Here is a 12,277-nt window from a genome sequence, read left to right on the forward strand (position 1 = left end):
TTATTTAAAAATTTTAATTGTCTTTGGGTTATCAATAAATTTTCCCCATAATCGAGAATATGGATGTAATTTGTTTGTTAATTTATCATTTTGGTCAACAAGTGGATAATTCATATTTGCCCATTCAAAAATACTACCATAAAGGTTGTATACATTTGTGTAACCTTTCTGCATTAAATTGCTCGCAATCCTTTCACTTCTATATCCTATTGAACAATAACAAACAATTTTTCTATTTTTAGGAATATTTTTTAGACTTTCAATATCAAAATGGTCAAATCCTACAAATTGAGCACTTTCAATATGGCTAATATTGTATTCCTCTACTTCTCTAGTATCTAAAATTAAAAAGGAATCTTTACACCCCATTAATTCGGAAACTGATATTTCTGGAACATTATGTTTTAACAAATGATCTAAAGTTTTTTGATATTTTGGATTTAACACTCTAGGTTGGGCAACAATATTCAAAAATGAAAATGTTCCATAAAATATTAGCGTTAAAAAATAAACCTTGTTTTTCATTAGATTAACTTTATCGGTCCCTCACCAATACAATCATAAATAATCCTGGATTCTTTTAAATAATCAGGAAACATTTCCTCAAGCCATGATTGAACATTCGTTTGAATGTAGCTTGGAAATAACATGTGTATATTCGGCCCCGCATCTACACTAAATGTTAATGGTAATTTAGTTTCTGTTCTAAATTGCCGGATGGCATTGATTATTTTTATTGATTCAGGCTCTAATAATAAATAGCCCGGTCGAGAACTCATCATTAAACCATGTAAACTTAAAGCTTCTTCTTCTGCTATGTAAATAAAATCTGACCAATTGCCATTTTTTAAAGCTTCTATCAATAATTTAATATTCTCCCGAGCTTGATTTATTCTTCCCAATTTATATGAATGTTGATTCATTAATTCATGCCCTGCCGATGATGAAACAGATTTTTGATTCTTGTTTACAATAAAAATATAATCTTGCAAGAAACTAAAATCTTCATGAATATACTCGGACCAATCCAAACCATAAAAATCTGAAGACTGATCAATTCCTTCGGTTTTGCCCCAAAGACTCGCCTTTGGATAAATTGACCGACATGCCGATCCACTTCCCAATCGGGCTAAATATGACGCTCTCTGATTGAAATCAACTTGTGTTTCGGTAATCTGATTTTCAAGAGACGCAAGACACAGTGCAATAGCACTCATAGATGATGCTGAAGAAGCAATTCCTGCAGAATGAGGAAATGTATTAAAAGAATTAAATCGCAAATTAACTTGATTTAACCAATCAAGATTTAATGATTTAATAAATCGAATGACTTTATTCTGAAATGTACTATTTACAATGCCTTCATATAAGTAATGTATTTCACCATTCCCCTTTTCCCAATTCATTTTTGTTTCTGTATAACTTTTAGCTAAACTTATACTCAATGAAGGATTAAGTGGTATTTGTTGTTCTTTCTTTCCCCAATATTTTACAATAGCTAAATTGGACGGGCTTCTCCAAACTATTTCACCATGGTTGCTCATTATTTCAAGTCTTTCAATACATCAAAATCTTCTAAAACCGCATCTAATATTGGATCTTTGCCAACTCTATATTCATCTTTTAATTGATAATCATACATCTTTCCCAATTGATTCCAATACATTGCTGTAAATCCTCCTTTTAATTCCTTTATAATTTCATAAAATGGTTTATTCAGGGCTCTTTCCATCATTTTAGTAAGAATTAATCCTTGTGTTCTCGTTAGGTTTTTTAACGGTTCTTCAAATTCATCCTTCAGTCTTCCTGAAATTTCTTTAATCATCTTTCTCTTTTCTCTTTTAGATTTCCCTTCAGATTCTTTTTCAAGTTGTTTATAAATTCTAAGACCTTGCACTGCATAGGGATATACAATTGCAGCATATCTTCTATATTTGCTATACCTATCTCTATCCTCAGAATAGTCAAATTCTCGTGGTGCGGTAACAGAAATCAGCTCTAAATTAGCAATCACCAAGGTATCTCCATCTATTACCAATACTTTAACTGGTTCTCCGTCAACTATTGTTATAAATTCCTTATACGGTGATTGAGCAAAAACTTGAAAAGTTCTTAAAATTATTACAATAAATATAATTAGACATCTAATCATTAATTTCATAACGAAAAATGTTAATAGTTAATTTTGTTTATTTGTCATTTAACTAAACTCTTATGAAAAAATTGACAATTTATTCTAGTTGAGTACATCGAATATTTCATGTTGAGTCACCTTTCTAGTTTTATTTGAAATCCATTTCTGTTAATAAATTGCAATACTTTGTTTATATAAAAACAAACAATAAATAAATTCACCACTCTAATCTTCAACTATTAACACTTTCCATATTATCTTGATAAACTAAATCGTAAATTTATAATTAACCCTATTCTGGAATATCAACAACTATTGTTCGTCACAATCTATTGGAAATTCATCTGAAATTGTTATATTTATAGCTTCCTTCATGTTAATCATTTTTCCACTTTGATATTCAGGAAATTGATTTACAACAATGCCTTCATTTGGATTAAGCGTTTCTAACATTTTACTTATATTTCCCAACTCTAAATTAGATGCAATTAATAAAAATTTTACTTCATCCATTGTTTTGCATCTTAAATTTGGTATCTCAACTTCTCCTCCTTTTTGTTGAGACAAAATAAATTCTAAAGTGTCTCCCTTTGAAATTAATACGTTTGATTCTTGATGTTTATCATCCACTAATGTTTGGCCTCTATATTTTACACTTATAATATGTCCTATTGGTCCCGGGTCATACTCAAATCCAATAATTTTAGATTTTAATTCAAAATTATTTTCCAATTCGATTCTCTTGTGCTCATATTTTTTACCATATAATATCGGTAATACTTCCGATAAAATTTCATCTGCTTTATATCTAGTAATACTTACATAAATTTTTCTTCCTCGTTTTACATAACTTCCTGGTTTTGGCAATTGTGATAATATGATACCACCTGAACGTCCAATAACATGTACTGAATCCGTAATAATGATTTCATATCCTCGCGGTTCTGCGTGCTTAATAACATTAGTTACGGACACTCCAATATACTTAGCTAATTTTAATCTTTGACCATGGTTGGTGTAAAAATTTAAAATAAAGGAGTGTAAAATCCATAAAATGATCAATAAAATTCCAATACGAATTAGAGTATATAAAAATAATTTACTTCGTAAAAAAGGAACAATTTCAGTCCACTTAAATTGATTCTTTTCAATTTTCATTCATACCAAATTCTAAAATTTTATCAATAAAATCATAAGGTTTGTAACCATTTAAAGCAGCTTGATGAAAAATACAAGTTGCTGGGGTCATTCCTGGTAATGAATTAACTTCTATAATAATCGTTTCAACTTTTAAACGCTCATATACTCTCACAAACGCATCAATTCTAGCATATCCTTTAATATCTAAAATTTTTGCTGCATTTAAAAACTGTGCTTTTACTTGTTGAAATATTATATTATATTCCTCTACACTATTACCAAATCTAGGTGGTGTTATATTTTGACCTTCTCCAGCTAAAAATTTTTCTTCTAAACTTAATATTTCTCCACTTACTAATACTTCAGATGGCTCAAAAATTTCATAAATAATTTTATCTTCTGTTTTTTTGGTTAATAAACCTCCTGTGATTTCCATAAATTGTTTAGCACCATTTGATTCAATCAATGCTTCAATCAAAACTTCAGATTTTTTTGGAAATTCTTCATTCCATGCTAAATTTAATTTATCCCTAGAATCTTTGTTAATTTCTGATTCTAATCTAAATAAAGCATCTAAGTAATTAATTAATTGTTCTTGAGATTTAATACGCAGGACAGCACTACTACAGCCATCATCAACAGGTTTAATTATAAATGGGTAATCAAATTTCGATTCAATTTGAGAAACAAATTGCTCTTTGGATGCATAATAATCTTGTGAATAACCTATCCATTGATCGGTTACTGTGAAACCATTACTTTTTAATTTTTGAAGTGTATTATATTTATTTATGGTTAATGATGATGAGTTTGGTCCACTTCCATTATATGGTATTTTGTTATTGTCTAATACCTGCTGTAAGGTACCATCTTCTCCTGGTCGGCCATGCAATGCAATAAACACTTCGTCGACCTCATCCTTTAATTCTTCAATTGAAATTAATTTCGGATGAAATTGATAATCAATTGAGCTATATTTTGCAATAATTTCTTTGCATTGATCTCTGATAACAGATATTATTTTATGTTGTGATCCATTTAATATTTGTTTTTTGATGTCATCAGCATTATCCTTTAACATCAGATTTATTGGAATCTTGTATAAGTCAAACCCATTCTCATCTCCCAAAAGAAAAATAGGTATAGGAGAATATTTATCAGAGCTAGACAATTTTTCAAATATATTTCGACCGCTTTCCAATGATATATGTCTTTCAAATGAATAGCCACCCATTATTACTCCTACTCTTATTTTATTTTTATTAGTTGTTTGCAATTGTAAAATGTCGTTATCTATTCGTTCTAATAAATTAAACTTTTGTGAAATAACCAACTGCTTTCTATTTCTTTCCCAAATTGACGTTCTAATTATGTACGTTAAAAATTGAGATGGATTTAATCCAATCTCAGCGGCTTGATGAAAAAAGAATGACGAGGGCAACATACCTGATGTTGTATTTGGATCATTAAGGTAAATAACTCCAGAACTATTTATAAAACCATCTATTCTTGCGTATGTATTAAATTCAAATAATTCGAAAAGCCTGATACACTCGCTACAAATTAAGTTTAATTGCTTGTCATCAATTTCAATCGGTGTTTGCTTTCTGGAAAGTCCTGGCAAATATTTTGATCGGTAATCATAGATATGGTGGCCTTTTATGATTTCAGTTGGCGGCAAGGCTACTGCTGTACCATCTTCATTTCGAATTACAATACATGAAAATTCACGCCCATTTATAAATGACTCAACAATTACTTTTTGTTCTGTAAATTTACTCTCTAAAGTTGCAATTCCACCTTCAATTGAATTCAATTTCATTAATAAATCTTCTGGATGATATGTCCATTCATTATTAATTAATAGTGGTAATCCAATTCCATCTCTAATATCTAGAATTTTATTTATAAAATCTAATTTTTTAGCTTCATTTAGATTTTTCCATTCTGCCATTTCTAAATTATATCTAAAAAAAGCTTTGTCAATTGCGGTTGAAACATCACTCATTAAAGCATCTGAGGACAAAATGGATACACCAATTGAAGATCCTTGATTGGAAGGGCGGACCACACAAGGAAAACCAATTTGTTTTTCGATATTTGAATAGATTGTATGAACGTTTTTATTTAACCATTGCTTTTTTGAAATGACCATTACCTTTGGAGTTGGAAATTTTGCAAGGTCCATGATCTTCTTTTGAAAAGATTTGTCAATTCCAATGGCTGATGGTAATATACCACTTCCGGTGTATGGTATATCAATAAATTCCAGTAAGCCTTGAATTTGTCCATCCTCCCCAAGGTTTCCATGTAAAGTTAAAAATGCAAAATCAATATGTAATTTTAATTCTTCAATTGGAATTCGCTGACCGACTTCATCAATTAAATGATCCCAATCCAGATTAGGATTATTCTCTAAACTTTCACAGTAAATTTGAAATGAATTCTTAGTATTAGGTATATATTTTAACGGAGGAAAAAAATCTCTTATCGTCCCTTTATAAATATATTTCCAATCAAGTTTAATAAAATGGCCACAACTATCAATAAATATAGGAATAGCCTCAAACAAAGATTTATCTAAATTATCATAAACGGTACGACCACCCGCAAAAGAAATTTCACGTTCTCTAGAAACACCACCAAATAATATCCCTATTTTCATCAAATCACAATAACCCTTGATTAAAAATCAAAGGTAGAAAAATTAAGATTCTTTGACTTAACCAATTAGGTCTTATCATTGATAATATCTAAAATCTTCCTAAATTAAGCGGATTTAGCCTTTTTTATAACAGCAATCTTTTTTGGACGGCTATTTCCATATGAAGATCTAGTTCTTTTTCCTTTAGCTGTTCTTTTATCACCTCTGCCCATAAATTTAAAATTATTCACGAAGGTATGTTTTTTTTCAATAATTATTAAAAAAATAATAGAAATTACAGTACCTTTGCAGTCCTAAATTTGGAAACGTTCATTTTATGGATTATTTGAAGCAGTTTATTTTACCTATTGAGGGTTTAAAAAATGGGTTCCACTCTTATAACTTTAGATTGGATAGTCAATTTTTCAATCATTTTGAATTAAGCCCAATAAATAATGGAGTTATTTCTGTCACAGTTGATCTTAATAAAGAAGACCATATATATTCATTTTGTTTTAATATAACAGGTTTTGTGAATGTTGATTGTGATCGTTGTTTGGCTAGCATAGAGTTGCCAATTTTTGGTGAGTATAATATGGTAGTTAAGCAAAAAGATGAGGTTTCTGATGATCCTGATCTTATTTTTATATCTCCTGATGTACATGAATATAATATTGCTGATCTGCTTTACGAATTTGCATGTGTGTCGGTTCCTATTAGTAATTTAATTGATTGTGACAATATAGAAAATCCACCATGCAATTTTGAACTTCTAAAATATTATGAGAATACTGTAAATAATAAAGAGGATAACTCTACTTGGGATATACTCAAAAATTTGAAAACGAATTAAAAAAAATTAATTATGCCTAATCCGAAGTGGCGACATTCGAAAACGCGAAAAAGAAAAAGAAGAACTCATTACAAAGCTGAAACTCCTCAATTAGCTACATGTAAGTCAACTGGAGCGCTTCATGTTATGCATCATGCACATTGGCATGAAGGAAGTATGTATTACAGAGGACATGTTGTTATAAAAGCTGCTGAAGAGGCTACTGCATCTGAAGCATAAGAATCATTTTATATTATATTATATTGTCCTTTAGTTTTTCAATTGGAGACTTTCGTTTCCGTTGTTATATAATATAATCAAATAATAACTAGAAAGCTCCAATTATTGGAGCTTTTTTTTTAAAATTTAAACTCACCTTTTATGCGAAAAATTATCTTTACTCCAAATGCCCCACCTCCAATTGGTCCCTATAGTCAAGCCATTAAAGTTGGTCACACTTTGTATGTTTCTGGACAAATTGCCTTAGATCCTAAAAGTGGTGAATTACTTATGTCCAATATTGAGGAGGAGACACATAGAGTTTTGGACAATATTGAAGCAATACTTCATGAAGCAGAAATGGAATTTAAGGATATTGTAAAATGTACCGTTTTTGTAAAAAACATAAGCCAATTTACTAATATCAATGCTGTTTATTCCACATATTTCCCAAAAGTCGGTGCTCCAGCCCGAGAATTAGTGGAAGTATCTCAACTTCCGAAAGGCGTAAATATTGAGATCTCTTGTATAGCCTACAAATAATTTATTATGCAAAAACGTATCCTTTCTTGTATTCAACCCACCGGTAATTTGCATATTGGACGGTACTTTGGTGCTGTGGAAAATTGGATCAGATTACAAAAAGAATTTGACTGTTTTTATGGTATTGTTGATTACCATGCCATTACCATGCCTTACGATCCCAATAAATTACGCGAAAATGTTTGGGACCTTGCTGTTAACCTATTAGCTTGTGGAATAAAAACAGAAAATCTATTTATTCAATCTTTGATCCCAGAACATATTGAATTATCCTGGATACTTGGTTGCATGTGCAGTTATGGAGAGCTTAATAGAATGACTCAATTTAAAGATAAATCAGAACAAATCAAGGATAAAAACAAAGATGTATTCATTTCGTCCGGTTTATTTACCTATCCTGTTTTACAGGCAGCAGATATTCTAATATATAAAGCAGATTATGTTCCTGTTGGAAAAGACCAGGACCAACATTTAGAATTAACTCGAAATATTGCTTTACGGTTTAATCATACAACTGGTAAAGAATACTTTAATACACCAGAAGCATTATATACTGAAACTCCTAAAATAATGTCTACTGCTGACCCTTTCAAAAAAATGAGTGCTAGTTTAGGTGATAAGCATAATATTAATATTTTTGCGCCCATTGATCAAATAAAAAAACAAATTCGTTCTGCAGTAACTGATGCAGGGTCTGACAACAAACTTAGCCCCGGTGTTGAGAATTTATTTGCCATTTTGAAAGCTTGTGGTTCAGAAACTCAATACCAAGAACTTTATCACGAATTTGAATTAGGAACCATTAAATATAGTTTATTAAAGGAAGCTGTTTCGGATGCTGTAATTTCAGTCGTTACCCCTATTCAGGAAGAAAAAGTAAGACTGAATGAAAATAAAAAAAACATTAAAGATCAAATAAAAATAGCCTCAGCTAAGATTCGTGAGCATGCTCAGACTACTATAAAAGAAGTAAAATCTTTATCAGGATTGGGTTAATTTTTAAAATAATAATTTATGACCATATTTTGCATCGGTAGAAATTATTCTGAACATGCTAAAGAATTAAATAACCCAATTCCAACAAAACCCGTGGTTTTTTGTAAACCTTCAGGTGCATTACTACGAGAAAACAAACCGTTTTTTTATCCTGATTTTAGCACCGATATTCAATACGAAATTGAACTTGTACTTAAAATTTGTAGAAGTGGCAAAAGCATACCACTAGCTAAATGTAGTGATTATTATAGCCACATAACAGTTGGACTTGATTTAACTGCTAGAGATTTGCAACAAGAATGTAAAGAAAAAGGTCTTCCTTGGGAAATTTCTAAAGGTTTCGATCACTCAGCAATTATTGGCAATTGGCTTGACAAAAACGATCTCAATTTAAATAATATTGAATTTGAATTGCATAAAAACAAATTACAAGTCCAATATGGAAAATCCAATGAAATGTTATTCAGTTTTGAACAAATAATTCATTATCTATCTAGATTTTTTAGATTAAGTCAAGGTGATTTGATTTTTACTGGAACGCCTTCTGGAGTAGGACCTATTCATAAAGGCGAAATTTTCGAAGGATTTATTGAAAAGAAACAACTTTTTTCATGTGAGATAAAATAACATGATTCATTTGAATAGTTGTTTTATATTATGATGTTAGTTTAAAATATTGAATGCCTCTTTTAAATCTACAGTTCCTATTATTAGATTATCATTTGTTTAAAATTTTATTTTATATACTTGTTATAAGTGATCGTTTTTTAACATTTTAAAATGATATTTTATAAATGATATTTTTATATAAAGCATTCTAATTTACGTTCCTGGGATCGTCTTAAATTTTGATGTGTTTCAAAATTATTGAATTCCCTTTAGTGTACTTTTTACTTTTTTATTTATAAATTTTGAATTATTTACAAATTTGAGAGAAACAATAATTTATTAATATAATTTTATATACTTTTGCAATTATAACAGCCAACCACCGAAATGGCGGAACTGGTAGACGCGCTGGACTCAAAATCCAGTGACCTCAAAGTCGTGTGGGTTCGAGTCCCACTTTCGGTACTTGTTAAAAAAGCGTTCAATTGAACGCTTTTTTTATTTATAGAACTTTTAATTTAATTTTTATCTTTTTTCCAGAATTATCACCGGAAAAACAATTTTTAGCTTTGCTAGACTGCAGGTTTTCTCGATATACATGAGATGTTGACAAAACGAAATTATCCCTTTTACTTCAAAATTCTTAATTTTTATACCTCTCAATTTCTCCTGAGTTATCTCTCTCCTCAGTTTTAAAATTACCCTTTTTTATATTGCTGTATTGCCTCTCGAATTTTGTCAATTCTATTTTCCGGATCTGGGTGGGATGATCTAAATTCATCCTGTCGTTGACCTCCAGATGCTGCTTTCAATATTTCCATAACGCCAATCATTTCTTCAGGATTAAATCCTGCGTCTATCATAAATCTTACCCCCAAATTATCAGATTGTAATTCTTGGTCTCTTCCATAACTTAGGCCAATTAATGCTGCAACTTGCTGTGCCGCTTGATTGGACCCGTAATCTCCAAACGCAACTCCAGCTGCTCCAGCCAAGCCTTGAAGTAATCCATCTTTTTGCATTCTTTCTCCAGCATGCCTTCCTACTACATGACCAATTTCATGCCCCAAAACACCTGCTAATTGGTCTTTGGATTTTAATTGATCAAAAAGAGCCCTTGTAATAAAAACCTGTCCTCCCGGCAATGCAAAAGCATTAATCGTATTTTGGTCATTTAATACCGTAAATTCATATTGATACGGAGTATTTCTGGCGATACTTTGGTTAACAAGTTGTTGTCCTACTTCATTAACTAATTGCTGACTTCTTTGATCCGGATCAATCCCTCCATATTCTTGAATCATTGCAGGTTTTGTTTGTAAACCGATCGAAATTTCTTGTTCAGGTGAAATACTTACATGTTGATAAATTCCTAAATACTCATTATAAGTCTTTGAAGTACAATATTTTAAAGTTGATACTCCTGCAACAATCAAAGCAATAATGAGTGGACCGCTTAATTTGAATCCAGCTTGCTTTGTAATTGGTTCTTTAATCATTACATCCATAATACACCCAATTTTTTAATTTTATTATTAGAATTTAAACAACAATAATAATGCTTTTTTGAACGTTACACCTTATACCCTTTCTTTATTTCAAGTTCACGCATTTTTTTTACCTAAAATTTATTTTATGAAAACTAAAAATTTATTTTTTTGGACTTTTGCTGCTTTATTCGTTTTTGGACTTATAGCATCTTGTAAAAAGGAAGAAGAAGGTCCTCTTGTCAACCCCAAAGTTGCCTTTATCCATACCTGTTCAGGTACCGATGTCACATTCCTGAGAATTTTCCTTAAAGACTCTTCAGTCTTTGTAAATAATAATGTATCACACCCAAATTCTATTCCATACGCATCATTACCTGCCGGAACTCATCCTTTTAGTATTTCTATAAGAGATTCAAGTACCGCTTTTTTTAATTCAAATATAACTTTTGATAACAATAAAAATTATACCTTAATTGCAGCTAATACTAAAGCAAAAATTGAATTACTGAAATTAGAAGATAACCTATCAGTCTCTGACAGTTCTAAGGCTTATGTTCGTTTTATCAATTTGATTTCAAATTCAACAGGAGTTAATTTACTCGTGGATGGTGTTGTCATTGCATCCAACATAAATTATAAATCTGTTATTGACTTTTTTCCCGTAAATCCTGCAGGACAAAAAATCGAAATAAAGGATTCTCAAACTAACAGTTTAATTGCTAGTATCAATTCATTTAAAGTACCTGCTGGCAAAAAATATACCATTTATACAAAAGGGCTTATTGGAGGAACTGGTGGCGCACTTCCAGGACATAATCTTATGGTGAATAATTAAAACAAAGAAAATCAAACTTGTAAGTTTAAGGACCTACAAGTTTGATTTATTTTCCTTTGAAAATAGCTTTCCTTTTTTCTAAAAATGCATTTACACCTTCTTGAAAATCATATGTTAAACCTGCTTTCTTTTGATATTCAACTTCTAACAATAATTGCTGCTCCAAATTATTATTCAATGATTCATTAATTAACAATTTTATATATCCAAGTGCTTTAGTTGGCATTTCAGCAATTTGCAAAACAAAGCGTTCAACTTCATTCTTGAAATCCTCTTCTTCAAATACTTTATAAATCAGTCCCATTTGTTCTGCTTCAACTGCTGATATTTTATCTCCAGTCATCATTATTCCTATAGCTTTTTGGATTCCAACTAGCCTTGGTAAAAAATATGTTCCTCCACTATCCGGAATCAAACCTATCTTGCTAAAGGCTTGAATAAAACTTGCTTTTTTGCTTGCAACTACAATATCACATGCTAATGCAATATTAGCTCCGGCCCCAGCAGCAACTCCATTAACTGCCGCAATAATTGGTTTTCTGCTAGAACGCAAAAGTCTAATTACGGGATTATAATGTTCCACTAATATAGTTTCAAAGGAAGGACCATCTTTCTCCACCGCTTCAGCAAGATCTTGCCCAGCAGAAAATGCCTTTCCTGCCCCCGTTATAGTGATAGCTCTTACATCATCATTATCATTTAATTCTTTAATTATCTCTTGTAAGGCTAACGCCATCGTCCTATTAAAACTGTTAAAAACTTCAGGTCTATTTAAAGTGATAAATGCAATGTTATTTTGAATCTCAAAAAAAACTGTTTTGTTCATATTTAGTAA

At 30.7% G+C, this 12,277-nt stretch carries 14 protein-coding genes and 1 tRNA gene; 7 read left to right on the plus strand and 8 right to left on the minus strand.

Annotated elements, in window-relative coordinates; translation table 11 throughout:
• The 6 genes from IPK88_05910 to IPK88_05935 all read right to left on the minus strand — a co-directional run bounded on the left by IPK88_05910 (window position 1) and on the right by IPK88_05935 (window position 6,151).
• Window positions 1–525, minus strand: coding sequence for a rhodanese-like domain-containing protein (locus IPK88_05910; protein MBK8242939.1), 525 nt, complete (start codon window positions 523–525; stop codon window positions 1–3).
• Complete coding sequence (locus tag IPK88_05915; GenBank protein MBK8242940.1) at window positions 525–1,544, minus strand: diphosphomevalonate decarboxylase; 1,020 nt, start codon at window positions 1,542–1,544, stop codon at window positions 525–527. Before IPK88_05915 ends, IPK88_05910 begins: the two co-directional genes overlap by 1 nt.
• The gene (locus tag IPK88_05920; protein MBK8242941.1) at window positions 1,544–2,161 is read right to left on the minus strand and encodes a DUF4294 domain-containing protein; all 618 of its coding nucleotides are present in this window, start codon (window positions 2,159–2,161) and stop codon (window positions 1,544–1,546) included. Before IPK88_05920 ends, IPK88_05915 begins: the two co-directional genes overlap by 1 nt.
• Before the next feature lie 285 nt (window positions 2,162–2,446).
• A complete protein-coding gene (locus IPK88_05925) occupies window positions 2,447–3,292 on the minus strand; it encodes a hypothetical protein (GenBank protein MBK8242942.1) in 846 nt (281 codons plus the stop codon).
• On the minus strand, window positions 3,282–5,939 hold the full coding sequence (locus IPK88_05930; protein ID MBK8242943.1) for a D-alanine--D-alanine ligase: 2,658 nt from the start codon (window positions 5,937–5,939) through the stop codon (window positions 3,282–3,284). Before IPK88_05930 ends, IPK88_05925 begins: the two co-directional genes overlap by 11 nt.
• A 104-nt stretch (window positions 5,940–6,043) precedes the next feature.
• Window positions 6,044–6,151 (minus strand): 30S ribosomal protein THX, encoded by a 108-nt coding sequence (locus tag IPK88_05935; GenBank protein MBK8242944.1) that lies wholly within the window; start codon window positions 6,149–6,151, stop codon window positions 6,044–6,046.
• A gap of 104 nt (window positions 6,152–6,255) precedes the next feature.
• Between IPK88_05935 and IPK88_05940 the strand changes: the two genes are divergently transcribed.
• The 6 genes from IPK88_05940 (at window position 6,256) to IPK88_05965 (ending at window position 9,582) form a co-directional block, all read left to right on the plus strand.
• Window positions 6,256–6,771: a DUF177 domain-containing protein gene (locus tag IPK88_05940; GenBank protein ID MBK8242945.1), complete on the plus strand. Its 516-nt coding sequence runs from the start codon at window positions 6,256–6,258 to the stop codon at window positions 6,769–6,771.
• Between the two features lie 12 nt (window positions 6,772–6,783).
• A complete protein-coding gene (gene rpmF / locus IPK88_05945; protein ID MBK8242946.1) occupies window positions 6,784–6,990 on the plus strand; it encodes a 50S ribosomal protein L32 in 207 nt (68 codons plus the stop codon).
• Window positions 6,991–7,131: 141 nt separating this feature from the next.
• Entirely contained in the window at window positions 7,132–7,512 is a 381-nt protein-coding gene (locus tag IPK88_05950; protein ID MBK8242947.1) for a RidA family protein, read from the plus strand.
• A gap of 6 nt (window positions 7,513–7,518) precedes the next feature.
• Window positions 7,519–8,508 (plus strand): tryptophan--tRNA ligase, encoded by a 990-nt coding sequence (gene trpS / locus IPK88_05955; GenBank protein ID MBK8242948.1) that lies wholly within the window; start codon window positions 7,519–7,521, stop codon window positions 8,506–8,508.
• Window positions 8,509–8,526: 18 nt separating this feature from the next.
• Window positions 8,527–9,135 (plus strand): fumarylacetoacetate hydrolase family protein, encoded by a 609-nt coding sequence (locus IPK88_05960; GenBank protein ID MBK8242949.1) that lies wholly within the window; start codon window positions 8,527–8,529, stop codon window positions 9,133–9,135.
• 363 nt (window positions 9,136–9,498) lie between these two features.
• Window positions 9,499–9,582 (plus strand) — tRNA-Leu (locus tag IPK88_05965).
• A gap of 233 nt (window positions 9,583–9,815) precedes the next feature.
• On the opposite strand, the gene IPK88_05970 is transcribed toward IPK88_05965, so the two are convergent.
• On the minus strand, window positions 9,816–10,616 hold the full coding sequence (locus tag IPK88_05970; GenBank protein ID MBK8242950.1) for a M48 family metalloprotease: 801 nt from the start codon (window positions 10,614–10,616) through the stop codon (window positions 9,816–9,818).
• A gap of 136 nt (window positions 10,617–10,752) precedes the next feature.
• Between IPK88_05970 and IPK88_05975 the strand changes: the two genes are divergently transcribed.
• Complete coding sequence (locus IPK88_05975; protein ID MBK8242951.1) at window positions 10,753–11,442, plus strand: DUF4397 domain-containing protein; 690 nt, start codon at window positions 10,753–10,755, stop codon at window positions 11,440–11,442.
• Between the two features lie 46 nt (window positions 11,443–11,488).
• Here the strand turns inward: IPK88_05975 and IPK88_05980 are convergent, their stop codons facing one another.
• Window positions 11,489–12,268, minus strand: a complete 780-nt coding sequence (locus tag IPK88_05980) for an enoyl-CoA hydratase/isomerase family protein (GenBank protein ID MBK8242952.1) — start codon at window positions 12,266–12,268, stop codon at window positions 11,489–11,491.
• Between the last annotated feature and the right edge of the window lie 9 nt (window positions 12,269–12,277).

The organism is Candidatus Defluviibacterium haderslevense (genome assembly GCA_016712225.1).
Taxonomy (GTDB): domain Bacteria; phylum Bacteroidota; class Bacteroidia; order Chitinophagales; family Saprospiraceae; genus Vicinibacter; species Vicinibacter haderslevensis.

Coding starts and splice junctions, on each gene's coding strand:
- IPK88_05910 (MBK8242939.1), bottom strand. CDS start 525: ATGAAAAACAAGGTTTATTTTTTAACGCTAATATTTTATGGAACATTT.
- IPK88_05915 (MBK8242940.1), bottom strand. CDS start 1,544: ATGAGCAACCATGGTGAAATAGTTTGGAGAAGCCCGTCCAATTTAGCT.
- IPK88_05920 (MBK8242941.1), bottom strand. CDS start 2,161: ATGAAATTAATGATTAGATGTCTAATTATATTTATTGTAATAATTTTA.
- IPK88_05925 (MBK8242942.1), bottom strand. CDS start 3,292: ATGAAAATTGAAAAGAATCAATTTAAGTGGACTGAAATTGTTCCTTTT.
- IPK88_05930 (MBK8242943.1), bottom strand. CDS start 5,939: ATGAAAATAGGGATATTATTTGGTGGTGTTTCTAGAGAACGTGAAATT.
- IPK88_05935 (MBK8242944.1), bottom strand. CDS start 6,151: ATGGGCAGAGGTGATAAAAGAACAGCTAAAGGAAAAAGAACTAGATCT.
- IPK88_05940 (MBK8242945.1), top strand. CDS start 6,256: ATGGATTATTTGAAGCAGTTTATTTTACCTATTGAGGGTTTAAAAAAT.
- rpmF (MBK8242946.1), top strand. CDS start 6,784: ATGCCTAATCCGAAGTGGCGACATTCGAAAACGCGAAAAAGAAAAAGA.
- IPK88_05950 (MBK8242947.1), top strand. CDS start 7,132: ATGCGAAAAATTATCTTTACTCCAAATGCCCCACCTCCAATTGGTCCC.
- trpS (MBK8242948.1), top strand. CDS start 7,519: ATGCAAAAACGTATCCTTTCTTGTATTCAACCCACCGGTAATTTGCAT.
- IPK88_05960 (MBK8242949.1), top strand. CDS start 8,527: ATGACCATATTTTGCATCGGTAGAAATTATTCTGAACATGCTAAAGAA.
- IPK88_05970 (MBK8242950.1), bottom strand. CDS start 10,616: ATGATTAAAGAACCAATTACAAAGCAAGCTGGATTCAAATTAAGCGGT.
- IPK88_05975 (MBK8242951.1), top strand. CDS start 10,753: ATGAAAACTAAAAATTTATTTTTTTGGACTTTTGCTGCTTTATTCGTT.
- IPK88_05980 (MBK8242952.1), bottom strand. CDS start 12,268: ATGAACAAAACAGTTTTTTTTGAGATTCAAAATAACATTGCATTTATC.